We start from the raw sequence: 17,049 nt of genomic DNA, 5'->3' as shown, positions 1-17,049 counted from the left end.
TACCGCCCCGTCGCTACACCACCATCACGAAGAACATGATCGACATCCCCGCCGCCATGAACACCTGACACAGGTCACCGGCAAAGGACAGCACGTCGTCGGGGGCGCCGGGCTTGCGCCGACGATCGAAGTACAGGTAGAGCCACACTGCGGTGGCGATCGCGAAGCCGATGGCGAGCACCCAGTTCACCGGGGCGACGTAGCCGGGCTGGCCGGCCATGTGCATGTCGGACATGCCGGGCATGTCCCCGCCACCATGATCCGAATGGTCGTGCACCAGAACGATTCCCGGTGCCACCGTCGGGCCCGCCATATGCATGGTCGCCGAATCGTGGCCGGGCAGCAGCCCACCGTTCATCACCGCATACATCCACGCCATCGCGCCCATCATGGCCGCGTGATAGACCGCCGCGGCCCGCCCGAACACCGAGGTCGCCGGTGGCACGCACCCGCACTCGTCGGAGTTCCGCACCGACCCGGGGAACACCAGACTCACCAGGAACCACGCCGCGGCCAGGATGAAGAACACCATCGGCCCGGTCGTCGGCCAGTCCATGCTGAACGGCCACGCCATCACCAGCATCGCCACCGACATGATCAGGTGCAGCGCATGACCGACATACGAGCGCCACGGCATCGACCGCACCACGATGAGATAGAGGCACTGGGCTGCGGCGAGCCCGAACAGGATCGTGACGACCCAGCGGAGCAGGAGACCGTCGATCACCGTGCGACGCTCCCGGCCTCGACCCGACGAGAGGCAGCGATGCCCCGCACGGTGTCGACCATGACGAACAGAGCCAGCGGGAGACCGAACCACGGCACGTACCAGCCGATCACCGCGACCGCGGCGACCACCACGACCGCCTCGACCGGACGCAGCGAACCGAGCGCACCGCGCCCCGGGGTCTTGGGCAGACCACCCCCGGCGGGCCGGCGGCGCCACCACATCAGATAGCCGCGGACGATCACCGTCAGCAGGCCGATCGCCAGCAGGATCAGCACGATCTGGTTGATCACCCCGAACAGACCCATATGGGCGCTGATCGCCCACTTGGTGAGTTTCGCTGCGAGCGGCCACTGCGCGAAGTCCACGCGGTCGGTCACCGCGAAGGTGTGCGCATCCACTGCGATCGCATCGAAGTGGCTCGGATATCCGCGCGCATTCTCGGCCACCGACCACGCCGCACCGCCGGTCGCGGGCGGGGTGATCACCAGCGGACCGACCAGACCGGCATCATCGGCGGTCTGCAGTACCCGCGTGTAGTCGGCATCGGTCACGGTGTGCGCCGCCGCCGGGGCCGACATCCCGTCCATCCCCGCCATGCCGGCGTGCTCACCGGCGCCCGCACCGGCACCGGCCGACGTCGACACCGACGGCGAGGTCCACGACATCGCCGTACGCAACTGCGAGATGCTCTCACCGGCATAGCGTGACCAGCTCAGGCCCGACGCCGACAGCACGAGCAGGCCGAGGATGATCCACACCCCCACCGCACCATGCCAACTCAGTGTGCGACGACGCTTCGGGGCATCACGGTCGGGGACGAGCAGACGATTGGCCTTGTGTGTCCGCCGCCGATAACCGATCCACAGCACCAGACCACCGAGCGCCACCACCCACAGCCAGCTCGCCGCGATCTCGCTGTAGTTGCGGCCGACGTCGCCGAGATGGAGGTTGCGGTGCAGGTCGTCGAACCAGGCCCGCACCGGCAGCCAGTCGCCGTAGGTGGTCAGCGCACCGCGCACCTCGCCGGTGTACGGATCGACGAACACCGTCCGGGAACGGTCCTGCGGTACGTCGTCGACGGTCAGCACCACCCGTGTGGTGTCCCCGGCCCGCGGGGCGGGGGTCACCGAGGCGATGGTGCCCTCGGGATGGGCGGCACGTGCGGCGGCCACCTGGTCGCCGAGCGGCAACGTCGACGACCCGACGTGGTCGACGGTGAGCTCATGGCTGTAGACCGCCCGGTCGATCTGCGGGACCAGCACGTACAGCAGCCCGGTGATGGTCGCGACCAGCAGGAACGGGCCGATCAGGATGCCGGCGTAGAAATGCCAGCGCAGCAGCAGCGGACGCCAGCGGTCGGCGGCACCGCGCGGGCGGCGGCCGGGTGCCGGGGTACCGGCATCCGGGGTGTCCGCATCTGCGGTGTCCGCATCGGGCGTGTCGGCGGTGGGCGGGGCTGTGACCACGTCGTCGATCCTGCTTTCATCGAAAGGGCTGTCGAGAAGAGTGGTCGCTTCCGGGCCTCGGGCGGTTCCCGCCGGTGACGTGATCCGCATCACGACCCGTCGCGACCGGCCGTGAGGCCCTAGGCTCGGGAGATGGAGCCCGACGCGCCGATCACGATCTTCGGCCCCGACTTCCCCTTCGCCTACGACGACTGGCTGACCCATCCGGCGGGTCTGGGCACGGTGCCCGACGAGGCGCTCGGCACCGAGGTCGCGATCATCGGCGCCGGGATGGCCGGGATGACCGCGGCCTACGAGTTGATGCGGATGGGCCTCAAACCGGTGGTGTACGAGGCCGACCGGATCGGTGGACGGCTGCGTTCGGAGCCGTTCGTCGAGGGCGAGCCGGAGATCGCCGAGCTCGGCGGCATGCGGTTCCCGATCTCGTCGCGCTCGTTCTTCCACTACGTCGACACCTTCGGGCTGCGGTACTCGCCGTTCCCCAATCCGCTCACCGAGGCCGCGGGGAGCACCGTCATCGACATCGGTGGCCAGACTCTGTACGCGCGGACCCTCGACGACCTGCCGCCGATCTACCGTGAGATCTCCGAGGCCTGGGACTCCGCTCTGGAACGCATCGCCGGGTTCTCGGGGTTGCAGGCGGCCATCGCCACCCGGGACGTCGCCGAACTCAAACGGCGCTGGAATGCCCTGGTCTCGCAGTGGGACGATCGCAGCTTCTACGATTTCCTCTCCACCTCAACCGAATTCGGTTCCCTCACCTTCCGGCATCGGGAACTGTTCGGCCAGGTCGGATTCGGCACCGGCGGGTGGGATTCCGATTTCGGCAACTCGATGCTGGAGATCCTGCGGGTGGTGCTCACCAACTGCGACACCGATCAGTACCTCGTCGTCGGCGGTGCCGAACAGGTACCGCACCGGCTGTGGACCCATGCGCCGCAACAGATCACGCACTGGCCTGCCGGGACCAGTCTGTCGTCGCTGCATCACGGTGCGCCGCGCGCCGGGGTCCGGTCGCTGCGCCGGCTCGGCCCCAACCGGATCGAGGTCACCGACCGCTGGGGCGACACCCGCGAGTTCCCCGCGGTGATCGCGACCTGCCAGGCGTGGCTGCTGTCCACCGAGATCGACTGTGACGAAGCGCTGTTCAGTCAGGATCTGTGGATGGCGCTCGACCGCACCCGCTACATGCAGTCGTCCAAGACCTTCGTCATGGTCGACCGGCCCTTCTGGACCGATCGGGACCCGGTGACCGGCCGCGATGTGCTCAGCATGACCCTGACCGACCGTCTCACCCGCGGCACCTATCTCTTCGACAACGGTCCGGACCGGCCCGGCGTCATCTGCCTGTCGTACACGTGGATGAGCGACTCGCTCAAGGTGTTGCCGCATGCGGTGGAACGCCGTGTGGAACTGGCGTTGGCGGCGCTGCGCAAGATCTACCCCGACCTCGACATCGCCGAACACATCGTCGGCCGCCCGATCACCGTGTCCTGGGAGGACGACCCCCACTTTCTGGGGGCCTTCAAGGGCGCCCTGCCCGGGCACTACCGCTACAACACGCGCATGTACGGACACTTCCACGATCAGCACACCCTCCCGGCCGACGAGCAGGGGATCTTCATCGCCGGCGACGACGTCTCGTTCATGCCCGCCTGGGTCGAGGGCGCCGTGCAGACCGGACTCAACGCCGTCTGGGGAGTGATGACACACCTCGGTGGGCGTTCCCATCCCGACAATCCCGGACCCGGCGACGTCTACGACGCCCTCGGTCCCATCGACATCGGTAAGTGAGGACACCCGCCAGATGAGTGCACACACCGACCCGCTGCGACTGGCCCTGTGGCAGTGCGCACCGATCGACGATCCGACGATCGACGACGCAGATGTGGTGGAGCGCAATCTCTCCCGGCTCGAGTCGGTGCTCGTCGAGGTCGCCGGGCGTGCGGATGTGCTGATCACCCCGGAGATGTTCGTCTGCGGCTACCGCCTCGACGCCGCCCAGGCACGGGCCCGCGCCGATGCCGTCACCGGACCGATCGCGACGCGGGTGGCCCAACTGTGCACCTGGTACGGCGTCGCCGTGCTGTACGGGTGTGCCGAACTCGGCCGGCCCTCCGACCGACCGGATGCAGAAGTATCGGATGCACCGGTGTACAACGCGATCCGACTGGTCGATGCCGGCGGACGTCTCCTGGCCACCCACCACAAGACGCACCTGTTCGGCGACATCGACGCCCGTGCGGTCTCGGCGGGGTCGCAACCGCCGCCCGTCGTCGAGTTCGACGGCTGGAACCTCGGGCTGCTCACCTGCTACGAGGTGGAGTTCCCGGAGATGGTGCGCAGCCTCGCGGTGCGCGGCGCCGATGTGGTCTGCGTACCGACCGCCAACATGCCGGCCTACGACGAGGTGCAGCGAATCCTGTTGCCCGCCCGGGCACTCGAGAATCAGGTGTTCCTCGCCTATGCCAACCACGTCGGTGCCGAAGCCGATCTCGCCTACGGTGGGCTCAGCGAACTCCTCGGACCCGACGGCACCGTGATGGTGCAGGGCGACCGCGACGAGGAAGTGCTGTACGGCAGCTGCGATCGCGCCGAACTGGACCGCTCGCGGGCCGGGCACACCTATCTCGCCGACCGCCGGCCGGACCTGTACTAGATCCTGCGCATGCTCCGCGAGATCCGAAGTGGGGGTGCGTCGGCCAACCCCGTGGCCGGGACGGCACATCTCTACTCTGGGGCCAGGGCCGCGCTCTCGGCGTTTGGTTCGATCAGCGGCTGGTGCGCTTGCGGATCGCGAGTACGGCGAGAGCCGCCGAGGAACGAGTCACCCACCGTGGAACCGACAACCCCCGCCGAACACGTCCTCAAAGCTGCCGCCGAAGCCAGCAAGGTCTGCGACCTGCGCGCACCCAAGGTCGGGGGTGTCGTCGGGAGTGTATCGGCGGTTCGCGGAGCGTGGGTCGGGAGGCAGGGCGACACCGCCCCGTGTGGCCTGTGGTGGGTGCACTGGTTCGGCACGTCTGTCCGACGGTGGACGTATCCTTGCCGATGTGAGCGCGCCCAGCCCACACCGATACCGGTGGCTGCTGCACATCGACCTCGACCAGTTCCAGGTTGCGGTGGAACGTCTGCGCAGTCCGGATCTGGTCGGCGAGCCGGTGATCGTCGGCGGCAACGGAGACCCCACCGAGGCGCGCAAGGTGGTCACGTGTGCGTCGTATGAGGCCCGCGCACAGGGAGTGCGCGCAGGGATGCCGCTGCGCAGTGCCTACCGCAAACTGCCCGACGCGGTGTATCTCCCGCTCGACATGCCCGCCTACGACGCGGCATCGGCGCAGGTCATGGACACCCTGCGCGGCTTCGGCCATCCGGTGGAGGTGTGGGGCTGGGACGAGGCGTACATCGGGGTCGGCGATCTCGACGAGCCCGACCCGACCGCCGGATCGGCGCACGAGCAGCACGAGCAGATCGGGGACGCCCAGATCCTGCAGATCGCCACCGACATCCGGGCGGCCGTCGCGGACCGGTGCGGCCTGGCGAGCCGCGTCGGGATCTCCGACAACAAGCAACGCGCCAAGATGGCCACCGGTTTCGCCAAACGCGATGTCACCGGTGTGGCGTCGGGCCTGTCCCTCGACCTGCCGCCCAAGGTGTTCCTGCTCGACGCCCGCAACTGGATTCCGCTGATGGGCGGATCTCCACCCATCGACCTGTGGAGTGTGGGACCCCGCACCGCCGACAAACTCACCGACATGGGCATCACCACGGTCGACGCACTCGTCGCCACCCCGCGCGAGGTCCTGATCGAGCGGTTCGGGCCGCACCAGGGCAACTGGCTGTACGTGCTGTGCCGTGGCGGCGGTGACTCCACCATCACCGTCGAGCAGTGGGAGGCCAAGTCGCACTCGAAATCCCGCACGTTCCCGGCCGACCTCACCGACCCCGATCAGATCGCTTCCGCCGCAACCGAACTCACCGACGAACTCCTCGACCAGGTTCGTGCCGAAGGGCGCGTGGCATTCCGGGTGGCCGTCACGGTGCGAACCTCGACGTTCTACACCCGAACCAAGTCGAAGAAACTGCCCGCCCCGACCACCGACCGCGACGCCATCGTCCCGAATGTCGCCGGTCTGCTGACGAGATTCGACGAGGGACGCCCGATCCGGCTCCTCGGCGTCCGCCTCGACCTGGTCCCGGGAGACGATGAGAACAGGGCAGACGAGCAGAACAGGGAGGTCACGTCATGACCCGATGGTTCGGTATCGCGCTGATCGCGGTGGTGGCCGCGCTGGTCGCCACCCCGGCACACGCGAACGCCGCCCCGCTGCCGGTCACGTATTCGTTCCTCTCCGGAATCCAGGCGGAACTGGCCGACCCGGGCGGCTCACTGCCCGGGACCAACGACTTCGACTGCCGTCCCGGCCGCGACCATCCGCGGCCGGTGATCCTCGTCCACGGCAGTGGCGGTGGGCGCCAGACCAACTGGGGCACCCTCGCCCCCGTACTCGCCAACGCCGGCTACTGCGTCTATGCCCCCACCTACGGGGCACTCGGCGACGTGTGGCCGGTGTCGGCGCTCGGCGGCCTCGGCCCCAAACCCGACAGTGCCTGGCAGCTCAAGGAATTCATCGACCACGTCCGCGCCGCCACCGGCAGCGACCAGGTCGACATCGTCGGACACTCGCAGGGCACCGAGATCCCCACGTACTGGATGAAGTATCTCGGCGGCCGCGGGCACGTCGCCCACTACGTGTCGCTCGCACCGTACTGGCGGCAGGGCCCCGACGACGATGACAGCCGCGGCGAGGCGATCGCGGGATTCCGTACACTGCTGGGCGTTAGGCAACCCGCGCGGCCCGCATGTCCGGATTGTGTTGCACCGCCGCAAGATCTGGATTTCAACCGTGCGGTCCGCGAACCGACGCCCTACCTGCCGGGTGTGCAGTACACCAACATCGTGACCCGCGATGACGAGATCGTCACGCCCTATGACGTCGGCATCCTGGCCGGCCCGCCCGGAACGACGGTCCGCAACATCGTGGTCCAGGACGGCTGCCCGATCGACCACTCCGACCACATGTCGATCGTGGCCAACCGGCGGTCGTCGGCCATGGTCCTCAACGCACTCGACCCGGCGCACCCACGACCTGTGCCCTGCGTACCCGTGGCACCGGTACTGGGCGGGTGAGCGGCACGATCCGAGACGTGTCGAATTCCCTGTCGGCCGATGTCGGGTACGTGGCCGCGTCGGGCGTGTCACCACTCTGCGTGGGTTGCCGGGATTTCGACTCGGGTCCTGCTGAATCATCGTGTGGGGATGCGGCCGCCCGCTCGATCAGCGTGCGACGTAGGTGCTCATCATCCGCACGAAGGCGTCGACGGTCCGGTCCATCGAGGCCTTGTCGGCGGTCATCACATAACCCATGGTGAGGCCGTCGGTCACGGCGATGACGGTCGGCGCGATCTCCTCGGCCGGTGCCGACCAGCGGAAGCCGCCGATCCGGGCGAATTCGTGCAGCATCCGGATGACCAGCTCGTTGTAGCCCTTGTAGAGATGTGCGGCCAGCGGCTCCAGGCCGGGCGTGCGGCGGGCGAACAGACCCAGCGACAGCAGTGCGTACTCGCGGGTGGGGTTCTCGACGACGTCGTTGGCGAAGGCCTCGATCCCGGCGCGGGCCACATCCTCCGGCGGGAGATCGGCGATCGCCCCCTGCGACTCGAGGGCCTCGACACGTGCGGTGAGCGCGGCCAGCTCCTCGTTGATCCCGTGCTCGACGACGGCCGCGAGCAGCTCGTCGCGATTGTCGAAGGCGTAGAACAGGCCGGACTGGGGGACACCGGCCTCTTCGGCGATCCGCCGGGTGGTCGCATGCTCGACGCCCTCGGTCGCGATCACCCGCAGCGTGGCCTCGATGGTCAGTCGGCGTCGCTCCGCGACGGACAACCGCATGCTTTTGTTCCTTTCGGTCGGTGACACCCGGCCGTTCAGGTCGGAATGCTCCCGATGGCCGCGCCCGGATCGCCGGGCAGGATGGACAAATCCTAGCCTGACGAGTCCGGTCGGGAGGCGAGGGCCACATGCTTGCGCGCATGTGCGACGGCGTCGTCGAGTGAATCCATCAGATGATTCTCGTGGCGGAGGGAGTCGATCACGCCCACTCCGGTGAGCAGCGTGAGGTGGTCGGGCTGCACGCCCTTGATGATCACCGTGATCCCACGGGACTCCAGGTCGGTGACGATCTCGGCCAGGGTGTGCGCACCGGTGGCGTCGAGCATGCCCAGATGCGACATCCGGATGATCACCACCGACACCGGTGCGGCGTCGGCGCCCTCGCTGATCGTGGTGGAGATCCGCTCGGCCGCGCCGAAGAACATCGCGCCGTCGAGTCGCAGCAGCGCGATGTGCTCGTCGCCGGGCCGTGCCGGGCCCGGCAGCGGTTCGCGGGTCACGCTGGAGCGCCGGGCCACCTGGCGCAAGGCGAAGAATGCGGCGACGACGATGCCGATCTGCACCGCCTCGATCAGGTCGAAACACACGGTGACGACCGCGGTCAGCACGAAGATCGCCGCGTCGGAGCGGGTGGACCGCAGGATCTTGCGGATCGTCGACGCCGAGATCATGCGGAAGCTGGTCACCATCAGCACCCCGGCGAGGGCGGCGAGCGGGATCGTCGAGACCGGCCCGGTGGCGAGGTAGACCACGCCGAGCAGGAACACGGCGTGCACGATCGCCGCGACCCGGGTGCGGGCGCCGGACCGCACGTTGACCGCGGTGCGGGCGATCGCACCGGTCGCCGGCATCCCGCCGAACAGGCCCGACGCCATCGACGCCAACCCCTGGCCGGTGAGTTCACGGTCGGGGTCGTACGGCCCGGTCGGTGACATCGTCGCGGCCACCCGCGCCGACAGCAACGACTCGATCGCGGCGAGTGCGGCGATCGCGAGCGCGGCCCCCGTCAGCGACTGCAGGGCGGCCGGGTCGACATGCGGCAGCACCGGGGCGGGCAGCGACGACGGCAGCTCGCCGATGCTGGCCACGTCGATGTGGGTGAAGTGCACCACCAGGGTGACCACCACGATCGCGGTGAGCGATTCGGGGATGGCGCGGTGGATACGGGGGAGGACGGTCATGAGCACGGCGATCGCGGCGACCACACCGAGGGTGGCCCCGGCTGCGGCCCAGTCGGCGTGCACGATCACCGTCCACGCCGCGGGCAGGGTGCGCTCGCCGGTGGGGGTGGCCGCGGCGAAGGCCGCCGGGACCTGCTGCAAGAAGATGATGACCGCGATCCCCAGGGTGAAACCCTCGATCACCGGCCACGGGATGAAGGTCACCGCGCGGCCGAGCCCGACGGCCCCGGCGATCAGCACGATCAGCCCGGCGAGCACCGAGACCAGGGCGATACTGCCCAGACCGTGATCGGCGACGATCGGGGCCAGGATGACGGCCATCGCGCCGGTCGGACCCGACACCTGCACATGCGAACCACCGAAGATCGCGGCCACGAGCCCGGCGACCACCGCGGTGATCAGTCCCGCCGCCGCACCCACCCCCGACGAGATGCCGAAGGCCAGGGCGAGCGGGAGGGCCACCACCCCGACGGTGATGCCGGAGACGATGTCGATCTTCCACGACGACCGCAGACCCGCGTAGTCGCCGGGGCCGGGCAGCAGCCGGCGCAGCCGCCGCGCGGTGGTACCCATCCCGGCAGTGGCTGCCGGGGTCACGGCCGCGTGACCGGCGGCAGCGACGAGATGGCGTCGAGTTGCTCGCGCTGGGCCTGCAGGGTGTCGGCGAGGAAGGTGCGGGCGATCACCAGCAGCTCGGACACCTTCGGGTGCGCCAGCTCGTAGAAGACGGCGTTGCCGGTACGTTCGCCGCGCACCACGTGGTGGCGTTTGAGCACGGCGAGATGCTGCGACATCGTGGTCGGCCCGATGTCGATGATCGACAGCAGTTCGCTGACCGGGGTGGGGGCGTCGGCGGCACTGAGCACCTCGAGCACACGGATCCGTGCGGGGTGGGCGAGTGCCTTGAACAGATTGGCCTTGATCTCGTAGAGCGGCTGGTCGGGGCTCGGCTGACCGGTGAGCGGCACGGGGTACTCCAGGAGTCGGGATCGCGAGATATCGACGAGTCGATACCGAGGACCGTAGATGGCGGAATATCGGATTACGAAATAGCGAAAACCAGAATACCGCAGGTGGGCGGGTGGTCCCCCGTGCAGTGGACACCGGAACGGGGGACACCCGAACAGGGGACACCAGGATCGGGGACAGGGGCCTGCACCCCCGGGCGATCAGGCCCGGGGCACACGGACCCCGAGCAGATGGGCCTCCGGATCGGGGGCCAGACCGATCTCGGACCACTCGGTACCGATGGTGACCACCGCATACGCCGACGTCGGGAACCGCGGGATCTCGCCGTCGGGATCGAGGGTCAGCGCGGTCGCCGGCATTCCCGGTTCGTGTCCGACGACGAGGACCGTCGACGCATCGGCCGGGACATGGATGCGCAGTGATTCGAAGATGTCGCCCGGCGTACCGCCGTAGATGTCGTCGACGAAGGTGGTCGGTGCGGTGATGCCGGTGCGCTCGAGGGTCTGGCGGGTGCGGGTGGCCGTCGAGCACAGCACCGCGTCGACGCCGAGGCCCTCCTCGGCCATCCACTGCCCGGCCAGGGCGGCCTCCCGGATACCGCGGTCGGCGAGGGGACGCCGGTGATCGGTGACGCCGGCCGGGTAGGCGGACTTGCCGTGGCGCAGGAGGATGAGGGTGCGGGTCATGGCTGGATTATCTCCAGGTCACAAAGAATCCGGCACAGATCAGGGTGTCCTGGGGCAGTTGCCGGACCGATTTCTGCTCTAGCCTGGTGTGCGTGCATTCCTGGGTTCCCGCGCTGCTCGCCGTTCTGGCGGCGCTGCTGATCGCGTCGGGAACCGTCCTGCGGCAACGATCGTCCCGCGAATCCGGGGCGATCACCTGCGCGTGGTGGCTGGGCGCGGGGATCGCGATCTGCGGGTTCGCCCTGCAGGCCGCGGCCCTGGGACTGGGCTCGATCCTGCTGGTCCAGCCCCTGGTGGTGCTGGCCGTGCTGTTCGCCCTGCCGCTGGAAGCGTGGGCCGATCACCGTCACCCGGCTGCGCGGGAGTGGGTGTGGGGCGGGGTGCTGGTGATCTGCGTGGGCACCTTCCTGGTGATCGCGAGACCCGAGCCGTCGATGCGACGGCCCGACGACTTGATCATCTGGATCAGCGTGGCGTGCGTCATCGCGCTGGTGGTGCTGTGCGTGTTGTGTGCACGACGATCCAGCCCGCACTATCGGGCGCTGTTCTACGGGCTGGCGGCCGGCACCCTGTTCGGGGTCAGTGCGCTGCTGGTCAAGACGATCGTCTACCAGCTGATCCACCATCCGGCGCATATGCTGCTGCACCCCGAGATCTATCTGTTCGTGGTGGTCGCGACGGCGGCCGTGGTGGCCCAGCAGAAGGGGTTCGGCGCCGGTGATCTGCAGACGTCGTTCCCCGCGATGAACGTGATGGAACCGGCCGTGGCGATGATGCTCGGCGTGATCCTGCTCGGCGAGAACCTCAAGGTGTCGGTGCCGACGGCACTGTTCCTGGGGTTCGTCCTCGCGGTGATGATCCGCTCGGTGGTCGAACTCGCCAAGGAGTCGGCGGTCCGCTGCGGCCACCTGCCGGCCCCGGCGGTCAGCGCGGGACCGGCCGGGGTGGCCGGAGAGGACATGTCGATCAGGCCCTGACCTGAAAGGTCGGGATCAGACGTTCGCGGTCTCGATCACCGCGAGCAGTCCACGGGTCCACTCGGTGGCCTGGACGCTGGGCTTGACCGGCGACGAGTTGTCGTGGCGGGCGTGCTCGCCGACCTGGGTGGCGCCGCGTGCGGTGAGCTTCTCGGCGATGATCTCGCCACCGCGGTTGAAGGTCTCGCCGTAGACGGTGTCGCCGAGTCCGAAGACGGCGAATCGCAGGCCGGTCAGATCGGGGGCGACGGCCTCGAGCTCGTCGGCGAACGGCTCGGCGCCGGTGGGCAGCTCACCCTCGCCGTAGGTGGAGCAGACCACCACCAGGAAGTCTGCCGGGTCGAGATCCTCCACCGCGAACTCGCTCATGTCGTAGATCGACGGATCGTGGTCGGCGGCGAGAACGTCGGAGATGGCGTCTGCGGCGAGTTCGCAGTTACCGGTCTCGGTGCCGTAGAGGATGACGACGGCCATGTGGTGCTCCTTCGAGGGAAAAGTCGTGGCAAACAGTACTGAGGGTACCCTAAGCGTCCGCTCGCCGGGATTCGCCCCTTCACAGAAATACTTGGATGTCCTAGTATTAGCTCTGTCAGTCAGGAAATCTCCGACAGAAGTCCAGGTGATCTCGCGGTGAGCGCAACTTCTTCCCTTCCGACCATCCCGCACTACCTCGACGGCGCCAAGGTGACCGTCGACGGGGGACGGCACGCAGACGTCTTCAATCCGAGCACCGGTGCGGTCGCCTCGCGCGTCCCGCTGGCCACGACCGATGAGGTCGCCGCCGCGGTCGCCACTGCCAAGGAAGCCCAAAAGGAATGGGCCGCTTGGAATCCGCAGCGTCGTGCCCGCGTGATGATGCGTTTTGTCGACCTCGTCAACAAGCACGCCGACGAGCTGGCGACCCTGCTCTCCCTCGAGCACGGCAAGACCCATCCGGATGCGCTCGGCGACATCCAGCGCGGCATCGAGGTGATCGAGTTCTCGATCGGCATCCCGCATCTGATCAAGGGTGAGTTCACCGAGGGTGCCGGCAGCGGGATCGACGTGCACTCGGTGCGTCAGCCGCTCGGCGTCGTCGCCGGGATCACCCCGTTCAACTTCCCGGCCATGATCCCGCTGTGGAAGGCCGGACCGGCCCTGGCCTGCGGTAACGCCTTCATCCTCAAGCCGTCCGAGCGTGATCCCTCGGTGCCGGTGCGCCTGGCCGAGCTGTTCACCGAGGCGGGCCTGCCCAACGGTGTCTTCCAGGTCGTCCACGGCGACAAGGAGGCCGTCGACGCGCTGCTGACCCATCCCGACGTCAAGGCCCTCGGCTTCGTCGGCAGCTCCGACATCGCCCAGTACATCTACGAGACGGCCGCCGCCAACGGCAAGCGTTCGCAGTGCTTCGGTGGCGCCAAGAACCACATGATCATCCTCCCCGACGCCGACCTGGATCAGGCCGTCGATGCCCTCATCGGCGCCGGTTACGGCAGCGCCGGTGAGCGCTGCATGGCGATCAGCGTTGCCGTCCCGGTCGGTGAGCAGACCGCAGAACGGCTGCGCGCCAAGCTGATCGACAAGGTCAATGCCCTGCGTGTCGGGCACAGCCTGGACCCCAAGGCCGACTACGGCCCGCTGGTCACCGCCGCCGCCCTCGAGCGTGTGAAGGGGTATATCGGCAAGGGCGTCGAAGAGGGTGCCGAACTGGTCATCGACGGCCGCGAGCGCGCCGCCACCGAGCAGACCTTCGACGACAACGATCTGTCGAACGGCTTCTTCATCGGCCCGACCCTGTTCGACCACGTCACCAAGGACATGGTGATCTACACCGACGAGATCTTCGGCCCGGTGTTGTCGATCGTGCGTGCCGCCGACTACGAGGAGGCCCTCGCCCTGGCGTCGGATCACCAGTACGGCAACGGTGTCGCGATCTTCACCCGTGACGGCGACGCCGCCCGCGACTTCACCGCACGGGTCGAGGTGGGCATGGTGGGCGTGAACGTGCCGATCCCGGTCCCGGTGGCGTACTACACCTTCGGTGGCTGGAAGCGTTCGGGCTTCGGCGATCTGAACCAGCACGGTCCGGCGTCGATCCAGTTCTACACCAAGACCAAGACCATCACCTCTCGCTGGCCGTCGGGTATCAAGGACGGCGCCGAGTTCGTCATCCCGACGATGGACTGAGGCATCCCGACCATGACGACCTTCGCCGACCGCGGCATGGCCGGCGGACTCGACGCCGACGAACGGGTGATCGTCGAGACCGCCGCCGACTTCGCGGCCAAACGACTGGCGCCGTTCGCGCTGACATGGGATGCCGAGGACCACTTCCCGGTGGCCGAGCTGCGCGAGGCCGCGCAGCTCGGCATGGGGGCGATCTACTGCTCCGAGGATGTCGGTGGATCGGGTCTGCGCCGCCTCGACGGGGTGCGGATCTTCGAGCAGCTCGCCTACGCCGATCCGGCCGTCGCGGCCTTCCTGTCCATCCACAACATGTGCACCTGGATGGTCGACCGGTACGGCACCGAGGAACAGCGGGCGCAGTGGGTGCCCAGGCTCGCGAGCATGGAGACCATCGCCAGCTACTGCCTCACCGAACCCGGTGCCGGTTCGGATGCGGCCGCGCTGGCCACCCGCGCCGAGCGGGTGGGTGACGAGTACGTCCTCACCGGCGTCAAGCAGTTCATCTCCGGTGCCGGCACCTCCGACCTGTATGTGATCATGGCCCGCACCGGTGACGCCGGACCCAAGGGGATCTCCACGTTCCTGGTCGAGAACGGTTCACCCGGACTGAGTTTCGGGGCACAGGAACACAAGATGGGATGGCACGCCCAGCCCACCGCACAGGTGATCCTCGACGAGGTCCGTGTGCCGGCGTCGGCCCTGCTCGGGGCCACCGAGGGGATCGGGTTCGGCATCGCGATGAACGGCCTCAACGGCGGCCGGCTCAACATCGCGGCGTCGTCGCTCGGTGGCGCGCAGGCGGCCTTCGACAAGGCAGCCTCCTATGTGGCATCGCGAAAGGCCTTCGGGCAGAACCTGATCGACGAGTCGACCATCCGGTTCACGCTCGCCGACATGGCCACCTCGCTGCAGACCTCCCGGCTCATGCTGTGGCATGCGGCGTCGGCCCTCGATGCCGGAACCGCCGACAAGGTGGAGCAGTGCGCGATGGCGAAACGCTACGTCACCGACGCCTGCTTCACCGTCGCCGACCAGGCGCTGCAGCTGCACGGCGGATACGGGTACCTCAACGAGTACGGAATCGAGAAAATCGTCCGGGATCTGCGCGTGCATCGCATCCTGGAGGGAACCAACGAGATCATGCGCGTGGTCCTCGGACGTTCCATCGCCTCGAGGTTCGCGGGCAAGTGATCACACGGATTCGACACACACTAGGGGAGTTTCGGCAATGACGACGATCGCCTTTCTGGGTCTGGGCAACATGGGCGGGCCGATGGCCGCCAACCTGGTCGGGGCAGGACACACGGTGCACGGGTTCGACCCGGTCCCGGAGGCGGTGAAGACCGCACAGGCCAACGGGATCGAGACCTTCCCGACGGCGGTGGAGGCCGTGGCCGCCGCCGAGGTCGTGATCACGATGCTGCCGAACGGGGCACTCGTCAAGAAGGTCTACGACGACATCCTGCAGGTCGCACCCACCGGCGCGCTGTTCATCGACAGCTCGACCATCTCGGTGGCCGACGCCCGGGACATCAACGCCAAGGCGGCCGAATCCGGCTACGCCCAGATCGACGCCCCGGTCTCCGGCGGCGTCAAGGGGGCGGCGGCGGGCACCCTGGCGTTCATGGTGGGCGGTACCGACGAGGCGTTCGCGGCTGCCCGCGGTACCCTCGATCCGATGGCCGGCAAGATCATCCACTGCGGTGCCACCGGCGCCGGTCAGGCCGCCAAGGTGTGTAACAACATGCTGCTGGCCGTCCAGCAGATCGCCGTGGGCGAGGCCTTCGTCCTGGCGGAGAAGCTGGGGCTGTCCGATCAGGCGCTCTACGACGTCGTCACCGGTGCCACCGGCAACTGCTGGGCCATCGAGACCAACTGTCCGGTCCCGGGCCCGCAGCCGACGTCGCCGGCCAACAACGAGTACAAGCCGGGCTTCGCCACCGCACTGATGAACAAGGATCTGGGGCTGGCGATGGATGCCATCGCCGACACCGGTTCCCGTGCCCCGCTCGGCACCCACGCCGCACAGCTGTACAAGGCGTTCGCCGAGCAGCACGCCGATCTGGACTTCAGCGCGATCATCACCGCACTGCACTGAAGTCACGCCGCTGAAGAAACACCGCTGCGATCCGGCAGCGGCCCCGTCAGACCGCAAGAGCGCCCGTCCCGAATCACCGGGGCGGGCGCTCTCGCGTGTGCGGAGCAGTCCCCGCTCAGAAGTCGCCGTTGTGCTTGCGCAGCGACTGGATGGCACCGACCAGTCCGGTCATCTCCTCGTCGGACATCCCGACGTCGGCGAAGACCTCGTCGTTGAGCGTGCGGGTGGCGTCCTCGACGGTCTTGCGTCCCAGGTCGGTGATCTCGACGAGGGTGGTCCGGCCGTCGGTGGGATGGGGCAGCCGTGCGACCAGCCCGCCCTCCTCGAGCCGCCGGATCGCATGGGTGACGCTCGTGACGTGGACCTGCAGGCGGTCGCTGGCCTTGGTGATGGGCAGTGCGCCCTGCCGTGAGAACGCCAGCAGCCGCAGGAGCTCGAAGCGGGAGAAACTCAGGTCGAAGGGCCGGAGCGCGGTCTCGACGCGGGCGAGCAGGATCTGGTGTGCACGCATCACCGACGTCACCGCCACCATGCCGTCGGCGACCTCGCCCCAGCCGGCCGAGGTCCAGTTGTCCCGCGCCTCGGCGATGGGATCGAAATCCATGCTGCGCCCTGCCATGACAACACCCTAATCGGCCGACGTCGCCGCCGGTCGAAGGTGTGCCGTCGCGTTTGCCCGTGTCGGCAACCTTCGGGTCTGCTGTCGATGTCCTATGAATGGCGGACGTGGGTCTTGTCCCCACTCGGTGTGGGAACCCGACGAGGATTCGTGGGTTTGATCGGAAAAACCGGGCATTCGTTGTGGGGTGCGTCCAAAAACTAT

Annotated in this window: 16 protein-coding genes; 8 read left to right on the top strand and 8 right to left on the bottom strand. The window is 68.2% G+C overall.

Annotated features, from left to right (window positions below; translation table 11 throughout):
• Positions 1-13: 13 nt before the first annotated feature.
• A complete protein-coding gene (locus tag Q9K23_RS07300) occupies positions 14-727 on the bottom strand; it encodes a DUF5134 domain-containing protein (RefSeq protein ID WP_020789429.1) in 714 nt (237 codons plus the stop codon).
• Positions 724-2,196 (bottom strand): PepSY domain-containing protein, encoded by a 1,473-nt coding sequence (locus Q9K23_RS07295; protein ID WP_261978050.1) that lies wholly within the window; start codon positions 2,194-2,196, stop codon positions 724-726. The genes Q9K23_RS07300 and Q9K23_RS07295 overlap by 4 nt, the downstream gene beginning before the upstream one ends.
• A 132-nt stretch (positions 2,197-2,328) precedes the next feature.
• On the opposite strand from Q9K23_RS07295, the gene Q9K23_RS07290 reads away from it, so the two are divergent.
• The 4 genes from Q9K23_RS07290 (at position 2,329) to Q9K23_RS07275 (ending at position 7,387) form a co-directional block, all read left to right on the top strand.
• On the top strand, positions 2,329-3,990 hold the full coding sequence (locus tag Q9K23_RS07290; protein WP_053778209.1) for an NAD(P)/FAD-dependent oxidoreductase: 1,662 nt from the start codon (positions 2,329-2,331) through the stop codon (positions 3,988-3,990).
• Positions 3,991-4,003: 13 nt separating this feature from the next.
• Positions 4,004-4,855 carry a carbon-nitrogen hydrolase family protein gene (locus Q9K23_RS07285; protein ID WP_053778208.1) on the top strand — a complete coding sequence of 284 codons (852 nt, stop codon included), beginning with the start codon at positions 4,004-4,006 and terminating at the stop codon, positions 4,853-4,855.
• Positions 4,856-5,249: 394 nt separating this feature from the next.
• Positions 5,250-6,446: a DNA polymerase IV gene (locus Q9K23_RS07280; protein ID WP_053778207.1), complete on the top strand. Its 1,197-nt coding sequence runs from the start codon at positions 5,250-5,252 to the stop codon at positions 6,444-6,446.
• On the top strand, positions 6,443-7,387 hold the full coding sequence (locus tag Q9K23_RS07275) for an alpha/beta fold hydrolase (protein WP_020791039.1): 945 nt from the start codon (positions 6,443-6,445) through the stop codon (positions 7,385-7,387). Before Q9K23_RS07280 ends, Q9K23_RS07275 begins: the two co-directional genes overlap by 4 nt.
• 147 nt (positions 7,388-7,534) lie before the next feature.
• Here Q9K23_RS07275 and Q9K23_RS07270 read toward each other — a convergent pair whose 3' ends face one another.
• The 4 genes from Q9K23_RS07270 to Q9K23_RS07255 form a co-directional block, all read right to left on the bottom strand.
• Positions 7,535-8,149, bottom strand: coding sequence for a TetR family transcriptional regulator (locus Q9K23_RS07270; protein ID WP_020791041.1), 615 nt, complete (start codon positions 8,147-8,149; stop codon positions 7,535-7,537).
• A 92-nt stretch (positions 8,150-8,241) separates the two neighbouring features.
• A complete protein-coding gene (locus tag Q9K23_RS07265) occupies positions 8,242-9,903 on the bottom strand; it encodes a SulP family inorganic anion transporter (RefSeq protein ID WP_305950446.1) in 1,662 nt (553 codons plus the stop codon).
• A 20-nt stretch (positions 9,904-9,923) separates the two neighbouring features.
• A complete protein-coding gene (locus Q9K23_RS07260; protein ID WP_020792017.1) occupies positions 9,924-10,298 on the bottom strand; it encodes a metalloregulator ArsR/SmtB family transcription factor in 375 nt (124 codons plus the stop codon).
• 201 nt (positions 10,299-10,499) lie between these two features.
• Positions 10,500-10,985 (bottom strand): histidine phosphatase family protein, encoded by a 486-nt coding sequence (locus Q9K23_RS07255; RefSeq protein WP_020792018.1) that lies wholly within the window; start codon positions 10,983-10,985, stop codon positions 10,500-10,502.
• Positions 10,986-11,077: 92 nt separating this feature from the next.
• Here Q9K23_RS07255 and Q9K23_RS07250 point away from each other — a divergent pair, with 92 nt between their 5' ends.
• A complete protein-coding gene (locus tag Q9K23_RS07250) occupies positions 11,078-11,962 on the top strand; it encodes a DMT family transporter (RefSeq protein WP_020792019.1) in 885 nt (294 codons plus the stop codon).
• A gap of 15 nt (positions 11,963-11,977) precedes the next feature.
• Here the strand turns inward: Q9K23_RS07250 and Q9K23_RS07245 are convergent, their stop codons facing one another.
• The gene (locus tag Q9K23_RS07245; RefSeq protein WP_020792020.1) at positions 11,978-12,436 is read right to left on the bottom strand and encodes a flavodoxin family protein; all 459 of its coding nucleotides are present in this window, start codon (positions 12,434-12,436) and stop codon (positions 11,978-11,980) included.
• A 156-nt stretch (positions 12,437-12,592) separates the two neighbouring features.
• Here Q9K23_RS07245 and Q9K23_RS07240 point away from each other — a divergent pair, with 156 nt between their 5' ends.
• From Q9K23_RS07240 to mmsB, 3 genes are read left to right on the top strand one after another with little or no spacing between them, the layout of a single operon-like run.
• A complete protein-coding gene (locus Q9K23_RS07240) occupies positions 12,593-14,128 on the top strand; it encodes a CoA-acylating methylmalonate-semialdehyde dehydrogenase (RefSeq protein ID WP_053778206.1) in 1,536 nt (511 codons plus the stop codon).
• Between the two features lie 12 nt (positions 14,129-14,140).
• Positions 14,141-15,319, top strand: coding sequence for an acyl-CoA dehydrogenase family protein (locus Q9K23_RS07235; protein ID WP_020792016.1), 1,179 nt, complete (start codon positions 14,141-14,143; stop codon positions 15,317-15,319).
• A 37-nt stretch (positions 15,320-15,356) separates the two neighbouring features.
• Positions 15,357-16,226 (top strand): 3-hydroxyisobutyrate dehydrogenase, encoded by an 870-nt coding sequence (mmsB, locus tag Q9K23_RS07230; RefSeq protein WP_020792015.1) that lies wholly within the window; start codon positions 15,357-15,359, stop codon positions 16,224-16,226.
• A gap of 115 nt (positions 16,227-16,341) precedes the next feature.
• Here mmsB and Q9K23_RS07225 read toward each other — a convergent pair whose 3' ends face one another.
• Positions 16,342-16,845: a MarR family transcriptional regulator gene (locus Q9K23_RS07225; protein ID WP_053778205.1), complete on the bottom strand. Its 504-nt coding sequence runs from the start codon at positions 16,843-16,845 to the stop codon at positions 16,342-16,344.
• Between the last annotated feature and the right edge of the window lie 204 nt (positions 16,846-17,049).

It is taken from the genome of Gordonia sp. NB41Y, assembly GCF_030718915.1.
GTDB classification, from domain to species: Bacteria; Actinomycetota; Actinomycetes; order Mycobacteriales; family Mycobacteriaceae; genus Gordonia; species Gordonia desulfuricans.
The sequence above is the reverse complement of the archived record's forward strand: the minus strand, read 5'-3'. Positions and strand labels throughout refer to the sequence as shown.